The 18,720-nt window shown below is 61.5% G+C and carries 19 protein-coding genes; 14 read left to right on the plus strand and 5 right to left on the minus strand.

The window, feature by feature from the left end; genetic code table 11:
- Nucleotides 1-3 precede the first annotated feature (3 nt).
- The 6 genes from ACYVL5_RS03415 (at nucleotide 4) to ACYVL5_RS03440 (ending at nucleotide 6,252) form a co-directional block, all read left to right on the plus strand.
- Nucleotides 4-774 (plus strand): MlaA family lipoprotein, encoded by a 771-nt coding sequence (locus ACYVL5_RS03415; RefSeq protein WP_460594152.1) that lies wholly within the window; start codon nucleotides 4-6, stop codon nucleotides 772-774.
- A gap of 192 nt (nucleotides 775-966) precedes the next feature.
- A complete protein-coding gene (locus ACYVL5_RS03420; protein ID WP_460594153.1) occupies nucleotides 967-1,809 on the plus strand; it encodes a DUF302 domain-containing protein in 843 nt (280 codons plus the stop codon).
- 4 nt (nucleotides 1,810-1,813) lie between these two features.
- Entirely contained in the window at nucleotides 1,814-2,161 is a 348-nt protein-coding gene (locus tag ACYVL5_RS03425; protein ID WP_460594154.1) for a DUF488 domain-containing protein, read from the plus strand.
- Nucleotides 2,162-2,227: 66 nt separating this feature from the next.
- On the plus strand, nucleotides 2,228-4,171 hold the full coding sequence (locus tag ACYVL5_RS03430) for an aconitate hydratase (protein ID WP_460594155.1): 1,944 nt from the start codon (nucleotides 2,228-2,230) through the stop codon (nucleotides 4,169-4,171).
- Nucleotides 4,161-5,138, plus strand: a complete 978-nt coding sequence (gene pdhA / locus ACYVL5_RS03435; RefSeq protein WP_460594156.1) for a thiamine pyrophosphate-dependent enzyme — start codon at nucleotides 4,161-4,163, stop codon at nucleotides 5,136-5,138. Before ACYVL5_RS03430 ends, pdhA begins: the two co-directional genes overlap by 11 nt.
- Nucleotides 5,139-5,514: 376 nt before the next feature.
- On the plus strand, nucleotides 5,515-6,252 hold the full coding sequence (locus ACYVL5_RS03440) for a hypothetical protein (protein WP_460594157.1): 738 nt from the start codon (nucleotides 5,515-5,517) through the stop codon (nucleotides 6,250-6,252).
- 121 nt (nucleotides 6,253-6,373) lie between these two features.
- Here ACYVL5_RS03440 and tsaA read toward each other — a convergent pair whose 3' ends face one another.
- Nucleotides 6,374-6,916 carry an SAM-dependent methyltransferase gene (gene tsaA / locus ACYVL5_RS03445; protein WP_460594158.1) on the minus strand — a complete coding sequence of 181 codons (543 nt, stop codon included), beginning with the start codon at nucleotides 6,914-6,916 and terminating at the stop codon, nucleotides 6,374-6,376.
- 205 nt (nucleotides 6,917-7,121) lie between these two features.
- On the opposite strand from tsaA, the gene ACYVL5_RS03450 reads away from it, so the two are divergent.
- Nucleotides 7,122-8,678 (plus strand): tetratricopeptide repeat protein, encoded by a 1,557-nt coding sequence (locus ACYVL5_RS03450; protein WP_460594159.1) that lies wholly within the window; start codon nucleotides 7,122-7,124, stop codon nucleotides 8,676-8,678.
- 246 nt (nucleotides 8,679-8,924) lie between these two features.
- Nucleotides 8,925-9,416, plus strand: coding sequence for a VOC family protein (locus ACYVL5_RS03455; RefSeq protein WP_460594160.1), 492 nt, complete (start codon nucleotides 8,925-8,927; stop codon nucleotides 9,414-9,416).
- A gap of 95 nt (nucleotides 9,417-9,511) precedes the next feature.
- Here the strand turns inward: ACYVL5_RS03455 and ACYVL5_RS03460 are convergent, their stop codons facing one another.
- Together ACYVL5_RS03460 and ACYVL5_RS03465 are read right to left on the minus strand one after the other, a co-directional pair.
- Nucleotides 9,512-10,327 carry a DUF169 domain-containing protein gene (locus tag ACYVL5_RS03460; RefSeq protein ID WP_460594161.1) on the minus strand — a complete coding sequence of 272 codons (816 nt, stop codon included), beginning with the start codon at nucleotides 10,325-10,327 and terminating at the stop codon, nucleotides 9,512-9,514.
- 46 nt (nucleotides 10,328-10,373) lie between these two features.
- On the minus strand, nucleotides 10,374-11,102 hold the full coding sequence (locus ACYVL5_RS03465; RefSeq protein WP_460594162.1) for a hypothetical protein: 729 nt from the start codon (nucleotides 11,100-11,102) through the stop codon (nucleotides 10,374-10,376).
- A gap of 281 nt (nucleotides 11,103-11,383) precedes the next feature.
- On the opposite strand from ACYVL5_RS03465, the gene ACYVL5_RS03470 reads away from it, so the two are divergent.
- From ACYVL5_RS03470 to ACYVL5_RS03495, 6 genes are all read left to right on the plus strand, one after another.
- The gene (locus tag ACYVL5_RS03470) at nucleotides 11,384-12,370 is read left to right on the plus strand and encodes an alpha-ketoacid dehydrogenase subunit beta (protein WP_460594163.1); all 987 of its coding nucleotides are present in this window, start codon (nucleotides 11,384-11,386) and stop codon (nucleotides 12,368-12,370) included.
- Between the two features lie 10 nt (nucleotides 12,371-12,380).
- Nucleotides 12,381-13,916: a dihydrolipoamide acetyltransferase family protein gene (locus tag ACYVL5_RS03475; RefSeq protein ID WP_460594164.1), complete on the plus strand. Its 1,536-nt coding sequence runs from the start codon at nucleotides 12,381-12,383 to the stop codon at nucleotides 13,914-13,916.
- 285 nt (nucleotides 13,917-14,201) lie between these two features.
- Complete coding sequence (locus tag ACYVL5_RS03480) at nucleotides 14,202-14,573, plus strand: Hpt domain-containing protein (RefSeq protein ID WP_460594165.1); 372 nt, start codon at nucleotides 14,202-14,204, stop codon at nucleotides 14,571-14,573.
- Nucleotides 14,570-15,688: an HD domain-containing phosphohydrolase gene (locus tag ACYVL5_RS03485; protein WP_460594166.1), complete on the plus strand. Its 1,119-nt coding sequence runs from the start codon at nucleotides 14,570-14,572 to the stop codon at nucleotides 15,686-15,688. Before ACYVL5_RS03480 ends, ACYVL5_RS03485 begins: the two co-directional genes overlap by 4 nt.
- A gap of 81 nt (nucleotides 15,689-15,769) precedes the next feature.
- Nucleotides 15,770-16,165, plus strand: coding sequence for a response regulator (locus ACYVL5_RS03490; RefSeq protein ID WP_460594167.1), 396 nt, complete (start codon nucleotides 15,770-15,772; stop codon nucleotides 16,163-16,165).
- Between the two features lie 372 nt (nucleotides 16,166-16,537).
- The gene (locus ACYVL5_RS03495) at nucleotides 16,538-18,151 is read left to right on the plus strand and encodes a tetratricopeptide repeat protein (RefSeq protein ID WP_460594168.1); all 1,614 of its coding nucleotides are present in this window, start codon (nucleotides 16,538-16,540) and stop codon (nucleotides 18,149-18,151) included.
- Here the strand turns inward: ACYVL5_RS03495 and ACYVL5_RS03500 are convergent.
- Together ACYVL5_RS03500 and ACYVL5_RS03505 are read right to left on the minus strand one after the other, a co-directional pair.
- Nucleotides 18,134-18,391, minus strand: coding sequence for a BrnA antitoxin family protein (locus tag ACYVL5_RS03500; protein ID WP_460594169.1), 258 nt, complete (start codon nucleotides 18,389-18,391; stop codon nucleotides 18,134-18,136). The two genes, ACYVL5_RS03495 and ACYVL5_RS03500, sit on opposite strands and share 18 nt — an antisense overlap.
- Entirely contained in the window at nucleotides 18,375-18,653 is a 279-nt protein-coding gene (locus ACYVL5_RS03505; protein WP_460594170.1) for a BrnT family toxin, read from the minus strand. Before ACYVL5_RS03505 ends, ACYVL5_RS03500 begins: the two co-directional genes overlap by 17 nt.
- Between the last annotated feature and the right edge of the window lie 67 nt (nucleotides 18,654-18,720).

Raw genomic sequence — 18,720 nt, forward strand, 5'->3', positions numbered from 1 at the left:
CCCGTGAGCCGTTCCCTGACCGTCCTGCTCATTGTACTGGTCCTCTCCGGTTGCGCTACCACGAGGCCGCAAACCGCCCCGGAAATCCCGGCGCGCCACACCATGGCCGAGTTCCGGGATCAGCCGTTCGCCTACGTCTACGACCCCTGGGAGGGGTTCAACCGGAACATGTACCGGTTCAACTTCTACTTCGACAAATACCTCTACCTCCCGGTGGTACGCGGCTACGAGTACGTGACCCCGGTCTTTGTCCAGCAAAGGGTCTCCCATTTCTTCGACAACATCGGCGAACTCAAGAACCTCACCAACAGCGTCTTCCAGTTGAAAGGGAAGGAGGCCGGCATCTCCCTGGGGCGTTTTCTCACCAACAGTACCCTTGGCCTGGGAGGGCTTTTCGACCCGGCCTCGAAATGGGGGCTGGAGCGCCGGCCGGAGGACTTCGGCAAGACGCTCGGTTACTGGGGGGTGGCCTCCGGCCCCTACCTGGTGCTCCCCATCTTCGGTCCCTCTTCCGCGCGCGATACCGGAGGGATGGCGGTCGATTCCGGGATTCGCTACGGGATGTACACGGTCGCCGAGGCACCGGTCGACTCCGACGACAGCTTCGCGGTGACGTTAGGCATCGAGACCCTGGAGGCGATCGATGCCCGCCATCAGCAGACCTTCCGCTACTACGAGAGCGGCTTTCCCTTCGAATACTACCTGGTCCGCTTCATCTATCACGAGAAGCGGGAGCTCGAAGCGACCAAGCAACCGCCGCCGTCGTCCAAATGAAACGAGACGGCGGACCATCCTCAGACTTCGAAAGTGGGCGAAATTATGCATCTTTGGCCGGAGGGATCCTCATGAACAGGGTCCGTGACAAGTTGCCGGGAACCGGCAAGCGGGGTAAAGTTTAATTGGAAACGCCGGGCTTTCCGCTCCATCCACGGCGCGGGAACGCGACGTTGCCGGGAGGTGCCATCCATGCGCAAGGTAACCTACAGCTGCGAAATTCACGCAGCCCTGGACACGGTCTGGAAACTCCTGATCGAAAAGGTCGAGCAGCCCCAGAGCTATCTGCCGGCGGTGGTGCAGTCACGCATCCTCCAGCACTACGGCAACGGTCTGCTGAGGGAGATCAAGGGGGAGGGGATGCTGATCAAGGAAAAGGTGGTGATCGACCGGGCCCACGGTGAGATCCATTACTTCCTGCTCGAACATCCGCTCTTCTCGGGGAAGGTGGTCAACCGGGTGGTACCCTCCTCGGTGCAGAACCCGGTTTCCCCGCAGGTGCTGACCATCGAGGTGGACTGGACTCCCAAAGACGAAAAGGCCGAGCAGATTCTTCTGGCCGGGATGCCGGACCAGATCCAGAGCGAGGCGCTGACCGTCAAGCAACGCGCCGAGGCCCTGGAGAAGGAGAGTTCCCAGCCGCTCACGACCCCGTACGCCTTCGGGATCACGCTGGCACTTCCCTTCGCGGACGCGGTCAAGAAGGTCAAGGACGAGCTCGCCAAGGAGGGGTTCGGGATCATCTCCGAGGCCGACGTGAAGCAGAAATTCCAGGAGAAACTGCAGAAGGACTTCCGCAACTACCTGATCCTGGGCGCCTGCAACCCGGGGGCGGCTTACCAGGCCCTGGGGATCGAGATGAACATCGGTACCCTGCTCCCCTGCAACGTGGTGCTCTACTCGGTGTCCGAGTTCCGCACCACGGTGATGGTGATGGATCCGGTGGCGGCCCTGTCGCTGGTGGGGAACCCGCACCTGGTCGAGCTCGCCGAGTCGATCAAACAGGCCCTGCAGAGGGTGGTGGCGGGGCTGTGACGACATGGTCAAGATAAAGCGGGCATACGAGGCACCGGCAGCGGAGGACGGGGTCCGCCTCCTGGTGGACCGGCTCTGGCCCCGCGGTCTCAGCAAGGAGCGGGCGGGGGTGGACCACTGGCTGAAGGACCTGGCCCCCAGTAACGAGCTCCGCCACTGGTTCGGTCACGATCCGGCCCGGTGGAAAGAGTTTCGGGAACGCTACCGCGAGGAGCTTCGCAAGGTGCGGCCGGCCGTCGAGGAGGTGGCGGGGATGGCCCGTCGGGGAAGCGTCACCCTTCTCTTCGCGGCCCGCGACCCCGATCACAACAACGCGGTGGTGCTCAGGGAGCTGATCGAGGAACTACTGTAAAGCCGGACCGGGCCCCACGCGGGCCTTCCGGTTTTTTTAATTGCCTTAGCGCCAAGGAGATCCGTCATGGGACAGAACCTAGCCAGCAAGATACTGCAGGCGCACCTGGTCGAGGGAGAACTGGTCCCCGGCAAGGAGATCGCCATCAAGGTGGACCAGACCCTGCTTCAGGATGCCACCGGGACGATGGCCATGCTGGAGTTCCTGGCCACCGGCATCGATCGCGTCAAGGTGAGCCTCGCCGCCCAGTACATCGACCACAACCTTTTGCAGACCGACAACAAGAATGCCGACGACCATGCCTTTCTCACCTCGGTCGCCCAGCGCATCGGCGTCTACCTGTCCAAACCGGGTAACGGCGTCTCCCACCAGGTGCACCTGGAGCGGTTCGGCGTGCCGGGGACGACCCTGCTAGGCGCCGACTCGCACACCCCGACCGCCGCCGGCCTCGGCATGCTCGCCATCGGGGTCGGCGGTCTCGATGCGGCGCTGGCCATGGCCGGGCGCCCCTTCCACCTGACCTGCCCGAAGATCTGGGGGATCAAGCTGACCGGCGAGCTGCAGCCGTGGGTCTCCGGCAAGGACGTCATCCTCGAGATGCTCCGGCGCCACAGCGTCAAGGGCGGGGTAGGGAAGATCATCGAGTACTACGGCCCCGGCGTCGCCACCCTCTCGGCCACCGACCGCGCCACCATCGGCAACATGGGGGCCGAGCTCGGCGCCACCACTACCGTTTTCCCCAGCGACCATCGCACCCGCGAGTTCCTGGAGGCGCAGGGGAGGGGAGAGGCCTGGCGGGAACTGTCCGCGGACCCCGACGCCGCCTACGACGAATACGACGAGGTCGATCTCTCCCTGGTGGAGCCTTTGATCGCCTGCCCGACCTCGCCGGACAACGTGGTGCGGGTGGCCGACATTGAGGGGCTCAAGGTCGACCAGGTGATCGTCGGGAGCTCGGTGAACTCCTCCTTCCGGGACCTGATGACCGTCTGCAAGATCCTCGACGGCAGGAAGATCGCCCCCAACCTCTCCTTCCACATCAACCCCGGAAGCCGGCAGGTGCTGGAAAACGTGGTCGCCAACGGGGGGTTCATCATGCTCCTGCTGGCCGGGGCCCAGATCCACCAGCCAGGCTGCCTTGGGTGCATCGGGATGGGGCAGGCCCCCGGGACCAACCAGGTCTCCTTCCGCACCTTCCCCCGCAACTTCCCGGGACGAAGCGGGACCAAGGAGGACCGGGTCTACCTCTGCTCCCCGGAAACCGCAGCCGCGGCCGGCGTCTTCGGGGTGGCGACCGATCCCAGAAAGCTCGGCGAACTGATGCCGTGGCCGGCCGTCCAGAACCCGGAGCACTACCTGGTGGACGACTCGGCGGGGATCGTCGCGCCTCCGGAGGACGGGTCCAAGGTCGAGATCGTCACCGGCCCCAACATCGTACCGCTGCCGGAGTTCGACCCCCTCCCGAACGAGCTGGAGGTTGAGGTCATCATCAAGGTCGGCGACAACATCTCCACCGACACCATCATGCCGGCCGGCAACAAGGTGCTCCCGTTCAGGAGCAACATCCCGGCGATCAGCAGATTCGTCTTCGAGCAGGCCGACCCGGAGTTCTCCGAGCGGGCCAAGGTCAAGGGGAACGGCGCGGTGGTGGCTGGCGTCAACTACGGCCAGGGGTCCTCGCGCGAGCATGCCGCCCTCGCGCCCCGCTTCCTCGGTATCCGGGTCAAGATCGCCAAGGGGTTCGCGCGGATCCACCGTTCCAACCTCATCAACTACGGCATCCTTCCCCTGACCTTCAAGGATCCGGCCGATTACGACGGCCTGAACCAGGGGGACCGGCTGAAATTCGCCCGCCTGAGGGGATTGGTGGAGGGTGGGGCCACCGAGATCCCGGTGGAGGTCAACGGCAGGGAGATCGTTACCCTGCTGGATGTCACCGATCGGGAGCGGCGGGAACTGCTGGCCGGAGGCCTGTTGAACGTGGTGAAGGAGGAGAGCCATGGAAGGTAGTCTGAGAGACCTGCTGCCGGAAAAGGAGCTGATCGGGTTTTACGAGCAGATGGTGCTCTGCCGGGAGTTCGAGGAGAGCTGCGCCGAACAGTACGCCAAGGGGGAGATCACCGGCTTTCTCCACCTCTACAGCGGGCAGGAGGCGGTGGCCGTGGGGTGCACGGCCGGTCTCGAAGCGAACGATTACATCCTTTCCGCCTACCGGGATCACGCCCAGGCGCTCGTGCGCGGGGTGGAGGCCAAGAGGATCATGGCCGAGCTCTTCGGACGCGCCACCGGGATCTGCAAAGGGAAGGGGGGATCGATGCACCTCTTCTCGCCCGAGAAACGGTTCATGGGGGGCTATGCCATCGTAGGCGGGCAGTTCCCCATCGCGGTGGGGCTTGCCTGGGCCTCGCACCTGAAGAACGAGGACAGCATCACCGCCTGCTTCTTCGGCGACGGCTCCATGAACCAGGGGACCTTCCACGAATCGCTCAACTGGGCGAGACTTTGGGACCTCCCGCTGCTCTTCGTCTGCGAGAACAACTTCTACGGCATCGGCACCGAGGTTCATCGCGCCTCCGCGCAGGCCGCCCTGCACCGGCGCACCTGCGGGTACGACATCCCGAGCGAAAAGGTCGACGGCATGGACGTCATCGCCATGTACCGGGCGACCAAGCGGGCGGCCGCGTGGGTGCGCGAGCGGCAGCGGCCCTATTTCATCGAGGCGGTCACCTATCGCTTCCGTGGCCACTCCATGGCCGACCCTGCGAGGTACCGCTCCTCCTCCGAGCAGGAGGTCTGGAAGAGCCGCGACCCGATCCCGAATCTCGGCCGCAGGCTTATCGAGGAGGGGATCGTAACGCAGGAGCAACTCGACGGGATTCACGAGCGGTGCAGCGCCGAGGTCGAGGAGGCGGTGAGCTTCGCCTCCCAGTCTCCCTGGCCCGAGGACGACCAGGTCTGGGAAGATATCTACGTCTGACCTGCGCAGAGGGCAGGGGAGAACTTTGCAAAAGGGAGGGTCCTGTCACATGGATCCTCCCTTATTTATTTCCAACTCAGGACTTGAATGGAGTTGACTTACATACGCTTTGGCTCTATATCTATCTCGTTCAATTTCGGCCATCCGGCCAAACTACATCCGGAGGGAAAGAATGATTGTAAAGAAGATGAGAAAGTATGTGGCAGGAATCAAGATTATCGGCCTGCTTGCAGCGACTGGACTTTTTGCCGCCTGTGGAGGCGGTGGTGGCACCAGCGGTGGCGGGGCCGGTTCTTATTCCGGTGTTCAAAGCAAGGCTGTAGTAACCCAGTCGAACGCTGCCTCTCTTTCATCTTCTGCCTATAACAATACCAGCATGGCCATGACCGCGAACATCGCCGCGGTTCAAAGCCCCGGCTCCGCTCCCTCTTCCCCTGTCGTGGCCGGCATCGGTGCCACTCTCAAGGAAGGGGTAGCCAAGGCTCTCCAGGCCGGGTCCGCGGCAAATGCCCTCACCGGCGTGACCGCCAACCAGACCATCAACGGCGCCTACAGCGGGAGCGCTTCCTTCTCCCTCAACCTCAACCAGTCCACCGGTGAGTTCTCCGGCTCCATGACCTTCAGCAACTACTGCGAGCAGGCCGGCACCGCCACGGTTTCCGGTTCGGTGGGTATCGGCGGCGTCTTCAACATGAACACCGGCGCCTTCAACTCGCTCACCATGACCTTCAATCCGCTGAGCGCCACCCTCAACAACGCCACCTCGTCCCTCTACGGCAGCATCGGGTTCTCCGTCCAGGGGAGCAGCGAAACGATGACCATCTCCTGCACCGTGAGCAGCGGTGGGGCCGTCTACTGGCTGCGCGACTGGACCTTTACCCTCACCTCCACCAGCATGACCATCAGCGGCCAGTACTACGACCCGCAGTACGGCTACGTCGACATCACCACCCCGACGCCGCTCACCGTCAACTCCCTTTCCGGCGAGCCGACCGCCGGTGTGGTCCTCTTCAACGGCGCCAACGGCTCCAGGGCCAGGATGACCTTCAACAACAGCGGCTACGTCGTGACCGTCGATGCCAACGGGACCGGCAACTGGGTGATCGTCCAGTAGCTTCGGCCATCCCTGGGCCTTCATGACCAAAAGCAAACGCCGCCGAAACCTTGAATGGTTCGGCGGCGTTTTTTGTTGGCTGGGGATCGATAATTGATGGCCGCAGGTCCGTCGGCCAATGCTAGCGGGGCTTGCGAGGCCCGGGCGCCGAATAGCGGCCCTTTTGAGCGTCCATCTCGTCGATCCATCCGGCCTTGGAGTCCGGAAAGGCGTCGGCGTAGGGGACGTACGGCTTGATGTCCAGGACGGGCGTGCCGTCCAGGAGGTCGACGCCACGGAGGTGGAGCGTTCTTCCTGCGATCCTCACCAGTTCCACCGCCGACAGGCCGATCGAATTGGGGCGGTGGGGAGATCGGGTGGCGAAAACGCCCCGTTTGGGTCCCCCGCGTGGCGGCTTCACGGTGCTCTTCCACCCCTCGCTCAGGTGAAACGCGAAGATGAGCCACACGCGGTCGAAGCCATCCAGATCCTGGAGCACTTTTTCGTCGAGGTGCGGCTCGAGCTCCAGGGTGGCAACCGCAACCTCCCCGGTCTCGGTCCCCTCCACCACGGTGCCTTGATGGGGGGCATCGATGCGGCGCGAATAGGGGGACCGGACGAAGCCGATGGGACGATAGACGAACTGGGTATCGTGGGCGATGTCAGGGGAAATATCTTGCGGCAAGGGGAACTCCGGTTCTCAAGCAAGCTCGGCGAGGCCGCCGGTTCAACGTCCTATATCACATGGAGCGGGGTGCTTTCCAGGATATGTTTATGGTATCGGGCTGGCCGCGGCGGTTTTGAGTCCAACCGCTCCACTCTGAACTTGCCCACTCCTTGACCCGATGGTATGATGCCTCGCCTTTTAAATGTCCCTTCCGGGAGCTTTTATGTCGAAGAGATTCACCATCTTCCTTGTTCTGATTGCCGCGACTCTCCTTCTCTATCTCCAGTGCGGTCGGCACGATTTCATCATCCTTGACGACCAGCTCTACGTCAGCAAGAACCCCTCCATAGCCGGCGGGCTCACTGCCGATTCCGTCAAATGGGCGTTCTCGCTCGGCTCCACCGAAACCAGCGGCAACTGGCATCCGGTCACCTGGCTCTCCCACATCCTCGACGTCCAACTGTTCGGCCTCAACCCGGCCGGCCATCACCTGGTGAACGTCTTCTGGCACGCCCTCGACGTCGGGCTTCTCTTCCTGTTCCTCTCCGCTGTCACCGGCGCCCTCTGGCCGAGCGCCCTGGTTGCCGCCATCTTCGCCTTCCACCCGCTGCACGTCGAGTCGGTGGCCTGGGTGGCCGAGCGCAAGGATGTGCTGAGCACCTTTTTCTGGATGGCCGCCCTCCTCATCTACGCAGGCTACGTCAGAAAGCGCAGCGCCGGACGTTACGCCGCCCTCTTGGCCGTCTTCGTCATCGGGCTCATGTCCAAGCCGATGCTGGTATCGCTTCCCATCGTACTTTTGCTCCTCGACTACTGGCCGCTTGGGCGCTTCGCCACCGCCGGCGGTCCGGCTCCCCTGGTAGAGGGGGGCACGCAGGCGGCCGACCGGGAGGGGCGGGTGCTGTGGCCCCTGCTGCTGGAAAAGCTCCCCCTGGCCGGCATTACCGCCTTTTTCTGCGGACTCGCCATCTACGCCCAGCGGCAGGGGGGGGCGGTCGCCGACCTTTCCGTACTCCCGATTTCCCTCCGGGTGTATAACGCCCTGCTCGCTTACCTCGCCTACATCGGGAAGACGGTCTGGCCGGTGAACCTCGCCGTGTACTATCCTTTCCCCCGTGTCGAGTCCTACCTCCCCGCGGTGGGCTGCCTCGTCCTGTTGGTGGCAATCTCCCTCGTGGCCGTGCTCAACGCGAGACGCCGTCCGTATCTGGCGGTCGGCTGGTTCTGGTTCGTCATCACGCTGCTGCCCGTGATCGGCCTGGTCCAGGTCGGACACCAGTCCATGGCGGACCGCTACATGTACATTCCCATGGTCGGGCTCGCCATCATCGCGGTCTGGGGGATCCCGGAGATCCTTCCTTCCTCGCTTCGCCAGGCGAGGATACTCGCCCCGGTAGCGGGAGCGGTGCTGCTCGTCTTCGCCGCCCTGACCTGGAACCAGCTCGGTTACTGGCAAAACAGCCGGTCGCTTCTCACCCATACCCTCAAGGTCACCGGTGAGAACTACTATGCCCATATCCTTTTCGGGAACTGGTTGTTTCAGGAGGGGAACTACAACGAGGCTCTTCCCCACTACCTGGAGGCGGTGAGGATCCATCCCCGCAACGAGGTCGCTCATTACAAGATCGGGATGATCTCGATGATCACCGGTGATCTGAATCAGGCCATCCAGCATCTCGTCATCGCGCTCCAACTGAAACCCGACTCGGAGCGCTCAGCCAATGCCCGCGCCTCGCTGGAACGTTGCCTGGCAATCAAGGGGCAGATGACGCCCCGGTAGATACTGGCATAACCACCTCGTCACCTCGGTCCTTACCTGAAGAAACGCCAGAGAGAGTGAGGTGCCTGTGGAACCGAGAAGCCGCCCATCCTTAACCGGATGAGGCGGCTTTTTTTGTGCCCTATCTGGCGATCACGATGAGGATGGGATGAAGGAGTAAAATAGAGAGCAGGACCCCGGCCCATGAGTTTCCAGGGCACGAAGAGTGGCATCCGAGGCACAAAGTCACGAGAAGGAGTCTCCGTCATGGAAAACAAAGTTCAGAAGATTACCCCTTTCCTCTGGTTCGACTCCAAAGCGGAGGAGGCGGTCAAGTTCTACACCTCGATTTTCAGGAATGCGAAGATAACCGGCAAGACCCACTACAACCGGGAGAGTGCCGAGGCATCGGGACGCCCGGCCGGTTCGGTGATGACCGTTTCCTTCCAACTGGAGGGGCAGGATTTCGTGGCCCTGAACGGCGGCCCGACCTTCACCTTCAGCGAGGCGATCTCCTTTGTCGTCAACTGCGATTCGCAGGAGGAGATCGACTATTACTGGGAAAAGCTTTCCGAAGGGGGGCCTGAGGAGGCGCAGATCTGCGGCTGGCTCAAGGACAAGTTCGGGGTCTCCTGGCAGATCGTTCCCTCCATGCTCGGGGAACTGCTGTCCAGTCCCGACCCCGAACGGGCCCGCCGGGCCATGGTCGCCCTGCTGAAGATGAAGAAACTCGATATCGAAGGGCTCAAGGGTGACTAGCGGGAGCCGCGGTAAAGCGGCGTGAGGAGAGGTGGCGGTCAGGTGAGATGGGTGAAGCGGGCCCCTGCTCCAGGATAGGAGCAGGGGCCGGTATATCAGGCGATCACTTCCGCCCAAGTCCTCTCTTCGAGGAAACTTCCGGCGACGTTCTCCTCCATCTCGCACAGGCGGCGAAACGGGATGGTGAAGGTGAGCTTGTCGGCCATTCCCTGTCCCTTGAGGTACTTGCGGGCGGAAAGGTCGGTGAGGCCGATCAGGCAGCGGGGATTTTGCGAGTGGGCCTCCCGGTAGGAGACGATGCCGACCACCTGGCAGGCCGCGGCATACGGCACCGCCACGTTCTCGAGACCGGGGCGGTCGTAATTGCCGAGGATCACCAGGGCAGAGAGCTGGTCCGGATTGACGAGGAAGGTCACCGAGATCGGCTCCTCCTTCTCGGGATCGACTTCCGAAAGTGGCTTCATGATCACGTACTTTGCCGGAATGTCCTGGATGGGATTCGCCTCGATGAACCATTTCACCGCCTCGGGCGATTTCTTGAACCGCTCCCCATGCAGGAAATGATGGACGAACTCCTCCGGGGCGCCGCCTGCCCTCATCCCTTCACCGATCGCCCTGCCGGCGGGATCGTTCTCGTTGCCGTGGGAGAGGAATCCGCAAAAACCGGGTATCCCGCCGGGGAACTTCTCGTAGATGTTGCCGAACCCAAGCCCGACGCCCCCTCCCGGGCAGCCGAAGGTCTCGCGGTCGAACACCGCCGTCTTCCCCTTGGACGCCGTCGTCACCATGAACATCACGCACGAGCGCGTGCCGGGTGAGAACTGGGCCGCTCCTTCCGGGCGTACGTCCGACCAGAGCAGGGCTATCGGTTCGCTGCCGAGCTTCAAAGCGCGGGCAATTTTGCTTTCCATCCTTTATTCCTCCTGGTTGGCGCTGATTTCGGATAATCGTGGAACCTCAATCCCTGCGGTACGGCCACTTGTTGAGCCACTGGGTGGGCTCCGTCAGGATCACTCGTGTCAGGTAGCGGCGGGTGTTGGGATCGAGCACGAGATAATAGGTCCGCTGTTCGGTTCCCCTTCGGCCGCGGCATTTCTCGAAATAGCTCAGGATGTAGGCCTCGTCGATCTTGGCCTCGCGCATGGTATCGGCCACCGCCTGAGGAAGGGCTGGACTGGAGACCCGGAAGGAATCCGCTTCATACGGTTCGCCCAGCTTCCGACGGAGTTCGGCCTCCGACGGGCGTTCCCCTCCCGGGCGGTCGCAAGCGGCTACCATGGTTTTTTCCTTGGCGAAATAGTCGGAATGGTCGGCACGAAAGAAGGCGACGGCGGCCATGTTGGTGGTGAGGGTGAGAACGGCGTAGACGACGGGGAGGACGATGAAATAGGTAAGTGGGCGGGCATCCTTTCTGTTAAGGAACTTCCAGACCCCGTACAACCCGCCGATCATCAAAGGAATCTGGAGACCGACGAAGTACCAGGGGAAGAACCATAACCCATGGACACTGAAAGGAATGGCCGCCGCCCCGGCCAGAACGAGGGTGAACAGTACGGTGGCGGAGGCGCCGTCCAGTTCGGACAGGCCCGCCTTGGCGAAGGCCGCGGTCGGCAGGGGCGGGGCCAGCAGGGCTGGCATCAGCAGGAGCAGGGCTACCAGGATACGTTTGGTCCTCTTATCGATCATTCCGACTCCGACTTTTTACCGCCCGGCACCGTCCCTCAGGGAAGCGGGACCCAATCCACCGGATGGATATAACACATTAACGCAGGCTTTTCCAAGTGTTTCTTAATGCGGCTAGGCTATGGCCCGGCTCCCCGTCAGGCATATTCTGGCGCTGGGCGCGCTTTCACCGCTCCCCCCGTCGTTGTGTTCCCGGGCCGGTCTGGTAAGATTTGTCAAGATCCATAAATGAAAGTGAACGGGCCCCCGGGTCCGTTTTACGTTGGCCCAGACTGGAGACCGTTATGTCCGAGATGACGTATCGCGATGCCATCAACGTGGCACTCAAGGAGGAGATGCGGAGGGACCCGACCGTGGTCACCTATGGGGAGGACGTCGCCCTCTACGAGGGAGCCTTCAAGGTCACCCGGGGGCTGCTGGCCGAGTTCGGCGAGGAGCGGGTGAGGGACAGCCCCATCTCCGAAAACACCATCGTGGGGGTGGCGGTCGGGGCGGCCATGGGAGGTATGCGGCCGGTCGCCGAGCTGATGACGGTCAACTTCGCCCTCTTGGCCATGGACCAGATCGTGAACCACATGGCGAAGATCCGCTACATGTTCGGCGGACAGGTCTCCCTCCCCATGGTGATCCGGATGCCCGGGGGAGGGGGGAGCCAGCTGGGAGCACAGCATTCGCAGAGCCTGGAGAGTTATTTCATGCATTGCCCCGGGATGCTGATCGCCTACCCGGCAACCCCGGCGGATGCCAAGGGGCTCCTGAAAAGCTCCATCCGTGACGATAACCCGGTGGTGTTCCTCGAGCACGAGCTCCTCTACAACAGCAAGGGGGAGGTCCCTGACGATCCGGACTTCGTCGTCCCCTTCGGGAAGGCGGCAGTCACGCGGGGAGGAAGCCAGGTGACCATCGTCGGCTACGGGCGGATGGCGATCCTCGCCCTGCAGGCGGCCGGGGAGCTCCAGAAGGAAGAGATCTCCTGCGAGGTGGTGGACTTAAGGACGTTGAGTCCCTTGGACATGGATACCGTGCTAGCCTCGGTGAGGAAAACGGGTAGGGCGGTGGTGGTCGAGGAATGCTGGCGCGCCGCCGGCCTGGGCGGGGACCTCGCCGCCCGGATCTACGAAGCCTGCTTCGACACGCTGCTCGCCCCGGTCAAGCGGATCTCCGGCCTCGACGTCCCCATGCCATACTCGCGCAAGATCGAAAAAATCTGCATCCCGCAGGCGGACGGTATCGCCCAGGGAGTTCGCGATCTTCTCAAAGAATCGTACTAAGGGAGCCGCCATGAACGACATCGTCATGCCAAAACTTTCCGACACCATGACGGAAGGGAGGTTGGTTGCCTGGAGAAAAAGGGTGGGGGACACCGTCAAGCGCGGTGAAGTCCTGGCCGAGGTCGAGACCGACAAGGCCAATATGGAACTCGAGGCATTCACCGCCGGTACTCTTTTGGAACTCAAGGCCCACCCCGGCGACCTGGTCGCGGTCGGTACCGTCATCGCGGTGATCGGAAAGCCGGAGGAGAAAGGCGCGGCTGCCGGTGGCGGGGCTCCTGCTGGTGACGAGGCTCAGGCACCGTCGGCTGCCAAGGAAGGCGGGAAAGAGTCTGCCAGTGAGGGGGCGGAAGAGGGCGCCAAGGAGGGCGAAAGGAAACCTGCTCCTCCTGCCGAAGTGGAGAAAGGGCGTGCCGAGAAGGGGAAGGGCGCGGCTCCCGCGGAAGTGGGGAAGCCCACCGAGGCCCCGATAGGGCACATCCTCGAGAATGCCGAGGAACCGGGCATCGCCCCTCAACCGCCGGCGGAAGGTGGGCCCGAACAAGGTGGGGAACACGCCGGGGCTCCCAAACCTTCGGCCGGACCGGTGCACCAACCTGCTGCCGCCCGACCGGCTCAACCTAACGAAGGGGGCCAGAAGCCGGCGCCCTCCCCACAGTCTGGAGAGAGCCGCGAGAAGGCTGCTCCGGTAGTCAGGCGACGCGCCCGTGAGCTGGGGATCGAACTGGCCGCAGTGAGAGGGAGCGGTCCCGATGGGCGGATCCTTTTGCAGGATCTCTACGATGCCCAGACCCAGCAGCAGCCACAGCCTGCCGGGCAGTCGGGCGCCCAGCCGCCACCCACCGGCCAGCCGGTACCTCGCCCTGCACTGGAGGAAGGAACCCAGCCGCTCCCGAGGCTGCGCGCGGCAATCGCCAAGACCGTCACCCAGTCGTGGAATTCCATCCCCCACTTCACGGTCACCATGGAGATCCTGATGGACGAGGCCGAGTCGTTGCGGCACCAGTTGAAGCAGACCGGTATCCCGGTCACCATCAACGATCTCATCGTAAAGGCGGTGGCCCTCGCCCTGCAGGATTTCCGGCTCCTGAACGCCACCTTCGGGGAGGACGGCATCCATGCTCATGGCGACATCAACATCGGCGTCGCCGTCGGCGTGCAGGATGGCGTCCTCATTCCGGTGATTCCGGGATGCCAGAACCTTTCCCTGAAGGAGATCTCCGAGACCGGCCGCAAACTTGCCGAAAAGGCCCGCTCGGGAGCTCTCAGCGAACAGGAAATGAGCGGCGGGACTTTTGCCGTCTCCAATCTCGGCATGTACGGGGTGAGCGACTTCACCGCGGTGATCTATCCCACCCACTCGGGGGTGATGGCTGTCGGCGCCGTGGCCGACACCGTAATCGTGCGCGCCGGCGCTCCCGCCTGTGCGAAGGTGATGAAGGTGACGATCTGTGCGGACCACCGGCTGGTCGATGGCGCTTACGTCGCCGAGTTCCTGGTCCGGTTCAAATCGATTCTGGAAAACCCCGTCCGGATCATCGTCTGATCTCCCGATATCAGGGGGCCACGCGGCCCCCTGCCTTTCCAACGTCCCCCATGGCCACCCGCCCCGCTTTGCCCCCTTCCGCTTTCCTCACCATGGTCTCTCATTTACGGCGGTTACCTTAAATTCGTAACTTTACGACGCTAATGAGCTAAAGGCGGAACCAGCTCTGCCGATATGACTACCAGGTCCACAACGGCTGCCCCATGGCTGGCCCCCGTGCTCAGTGCTCTGAATCGCACCGCCGGGCATATCTGTGGCCTTGGTGGGACTGGCAGGGGAGGACACATGATGTTTCGAGCCGCCGCCGCCGCGGACGGTCAGGTCTTCAACCGCGAGCTCTTCCTCCTCCGGTTGGACGGGGCGGAAGATGCCATCGGAGATATGCTCACTCTCTCCGTGACGAGTCTGGCGAAGCATGTGGCCGCTCTCGATCGAGCGGTACAACAGGAAAACGTAGTGGAAATCATCTTCCTTTCCCACACCATCGGCGGGATTGCGGCAACCGTGGGTGCGGAGCGGCTTTCCTCGGTGGCAACCCGGCTTGAGCTTTCGGCGCGCAAGGGAGACCTCTCGCACCAGGGGGACCTCCTGGCCGGGGTGGTCAAGGAGTTGGCCGCCTTCAGACATTGCCTGGATGCCGAGTGGGGTGGGGCATGATCGACACTGTCAAGATCATGGCGGTGGACGATGTGCCGATGAACCTGGACATGCTGGAAGTGATGCTTGGCGACCTGGAGGCCACCTTCCTGAAAGCGTCCAATGGCCAGGAGGCGCTCGAGCTGCTTGGAGAGCACCAGGACACCGACACCATCCTGGTCGATCTCGAGATGCCGGTGATGAACGGTTACGAGCTCCTGTCCCGGCTGAAACGCGACGACCGCTACCGGGACATCCCGGTTATCGTGGTTACCGCCGATCGAAGCGAGGTGCTGAGCGCGCTTTCCCTGGGAGCCAACGACTTTTTGACCAAGCCGTACAATCCCGACGAGCTGAAGCTCCGGGTTCGCAACCATCTGCGCAGCAAGAAGTTGATGGACATCTCCCTCGGGATGAACAACGCCCTCGAGGAGCAGGTGATCAAGAAGACGGCGGATCTCCGGAAGGCCTTGGATTTCTCCAAGCGGACCGAATACGAGGTCTCCATCCGCCTGGGACGGGCGGCCGAATTCCGGGATGTTGAAACCGGTCAGCACACCCGAAGGATCTCCGAATTCTCGGCGGTGCTCGGAAAGTTGGCGGGGCTCTCCGAAAAGGCCTGCGAGGTACTGAGGTACTCCTCACCGCTGCACGACGTGGGAAAGATCGGCATCCCCGACCGGATCCTCCTGAAGCCGGGAAAGCTTGACCCGGACGAGATGCGGCTCATGCAACTGCACACCGTGATCGGGGCAAAGATCCTGTCCCATGCCGAGCGGTATCCGGTCATCGCCGCCGGGCATGTCATCGCGCTCCAGCACCACGAGAAGTGGGACGGGACCGGGTACCCCAACGGCCTTGCGGGGGAGCAGATCCATATCTTCGGCAGGGTCGTCATGCTGGTCGACGTCTTCGACGCCCTTCTTTCCGAGCGACCGTACAAGAAGGCCTTCCCGCTGGAAAAGGTGGTCGCCATCCTGAACGATGGACGGGGGAGTTTCTTCGAACCAAGGCTGCACGATCTCTTTATGGCCAACCTGGAGCAGTTCGTGGCACTTCGGGAGCAGCTCAACGACAATGGTGAGGAAACGGTGCTGGACGAATTGCTTCCCTTCTTGAGCACCGAAAGTATTTGAGGGGAACTGGCTGGCGGAGGGAACAGGCGTGTCCGTCCCTCACCAGCAGGAACTTTGGCCGATCAAACCAGGAGACAGATTATGAAGTGTCTGATAGTGGATGACGAGATTTTCTGCAGGGAGTTCGTTGCTACTCTGCTTCGTTCGATGGGAGATTGTCATCAGGCGGGGAGTGGGGACGACGCGATTGACAAGGTTCGCGCCGCCCTCGACGCGAGTGACCCGTATGACGTGATCTTCATGGACATCATGATGCCGGGGATGAGCGGACACGACGCGGCCAAGGCGATACGGGCACTCGAGAAGGAGCGCAACGTCGAGAAGCGGGTCGACATCGTGATGCTCACCGGTCTCAACTCCACCAACGAGGCGATAGACTCCTTCTGCAACGCCCAGTCCTCCGCCTATCTCGTCAAACCGGTCTCCAAGGACGGCCTCTACAACGTCATGTCCAAGCTCGGGCTGATGTATCGGTAGCCCCGTTCCGGCAGGACTCTCCCAATCCGTGAAGCCGGTCACCGAGGCCTTTGGACCTCGTGACCGGCCCCGATCCCTCCCCAAGGTTACACCTCCACGAATCACCTTTGACAATAGGCAGTTCTCTCTATATAGTCCCCGCTAATTTAAAATCTCTCGCCTTATTCTTCCAATGACAATGGTCTTCGTCTGTTTGCCCAGGCACCGCCTGTGATAGAAACGGTTCTTAATCCCTCGCCCCCTTGGGGGAGAGGGCGGCCGAAGGCCAGGTGAGGGAAGGTGTAGCATGTCGCCAGAACCCAGTGAGGTCCGTAATTGGGACATTACCGGCCGGAAATGAAGCCTTGCTGGAATCGCATAAAAGGGGAGCGCATGGTTGAAAAATGGGTCGTCGCGTTCGGGTGGTTATTTTTGTGCACTTCATGCAGTACCAGCTCTCGCGTCGAAAGTCCGTGCGAGTTGAGGGCTAAAGTGGCGACCGGTGAGGTATGTTCTGGTGACGTTCGGTCCCAGGCATGCCGGCAAAGAAAAGCGGCAACGGTGTTCAACTGCCAGGGTGTCATCTTTAGCGAAAAAGGCGACCCGGACCGGGCCATAGTCGAGTTCAACAAGGCAATTGAATCGGACGGGACTTTTGTTGAAGCCTACTTCAATCGCGGGGTCGCTTACGTCGACAAGGGCGAACTTGACCGCGCCATCGCCGACTATTCCAAGGCCATCGAACTGGACCCGAAGCTTGTTAATGGCTACTTCAACCGCGGCAATACCTATGGCATCAAGGAGGAGTACGACCGAGCGATTGTCGACTATACCAAGGCGATCGAGTTGGAACCGAACTATGCCAGCGCCTATTACAACCGCGGTAACCACTATTTGAGCAAAGAAGAGTTCGACCACGCCATAGCCGACTACACCAAGGTCATCGAGTTGGAACCCAACCATTGCTGTGCCTACAACAACCGTGGCTTTGCCTACAAGTCCAAAGGCGAGATTGAACTGGCCATCGCCGATTTTACCAGGGCCATCCAGTCTGACCGGAAGCTTGCCAGCGCCTACCGGAACCGCGGTGACGCCTATTCGGAGAAAAACGCAGACGATCTTGCTATCGCGGACTACACAAAAGCCATCGAACTTGGCCAGTGCGACGCGGTTACCTTTCACAACCGCGGCGTTGCCTACTCGAACAAAGGCGACAACGACCGTGCGATCGCCGATTTCAACAAGGCCATCGAGCTCGATCCCAAGCTGGCTACCGCCTACTATAGCCGCGGCAATTCCTATAAGACGAAGACTGAGTGGGACCGAGCAATCGCCGACTATACCAGGGCCACGGAACTGGACCAGAAGCTTTACGCCGCGTACCACAACCGCGGCTATACCTATGGAATCAAAGGCGACTACCTGCGGGCCATCTCCGATTATTCCAAGGCCATCGACTTGGCCCCGCAGCAAGCCGCCAACTACGCCAGCCGTGGTTATGCCTACCGCCTGACCGGAAACTACGACCTGGCCATCTCCGATTATGTCGATGCCATCCGGCTCGATCCCAATGACGACTATCCTCGCCTCTGGTTGTTGCTGACACTTCGTACCGTGTCGAAGGAACGGGTAAGCGGTCAGCTGGAGGAGTTACGGATCCATGTGTCTTCCCATCCGTCCGATATGTTTGTCAGGACAATCTGCAGGTACTATCTCGGGATGGACGGATTGACGGAAAAATCGGTACTGGAGGAGGCTCATAAAGGGAAGAACGACCGCGAGATACGGGAGCACCTGTGCGAGGCGTACTACTATCTTGGGGAGGAGCGTATCGGGAAGGGGGACACCAAGGGGGCGGAAGCATATTTTAAACGCTGCCTGGAGACCTCCATCTACGACTTTATCGAATATCAGGCAGCGACGGCGGCTTTACAAAAGATAAATGGCGTATCAGCTGGCAAGCAACAGGCAGAGGCCACAAAGCGGCTTTTATACCACAGGCTTTAAATGGGAGAGTTCCTCGCGGACTGCTTCCTGGATCAGTTCCCTGAGAGGTTTTTCCTGAATGCAGCTGCGAAGGGCTTGGTTGATCATTGTCTGGTAGTTGCCTCCTCCTTGCTCGTTCACCTTTGCCCGAAACCACTCGAGGATGTCGTTATCTATGCGAATGGTGATCCGGGTCTTGGTGGTGTCGGTGGGAACCACTGAGCCACGGGAACCGTTACTGAAGTCATAATTCTTTTTCATAGAATTTCCTCTCCCTGAAATTCGCCTTGCGAGCGGATATTATCCGGATGGTCTCTTCCCTCCGCCACGTGTATACGACTACCAGGAGGTTGAGGGTGAAATCGAGTCCAATGGTGACATAACGATATTCGGCATGGTCCCGGTCTTCAATGGTAATGGCACGTTCGTCATCAAAGACCCCAACTGCATCGGCGAATCTCACCCCGTGCTTTAGGTGGTTCCGTGCCGCTTTATCGGGATCCCATTCGTAGTTCATAATCATTATGCACACTGTATGCACAGAGTCAAGAAGGTAGGGAGCTCGTTGGCTGGAGCGAAAAGGGGGGGAG

Source organism: Geomonas sp. Red276 (assembly GCF_054784495.1).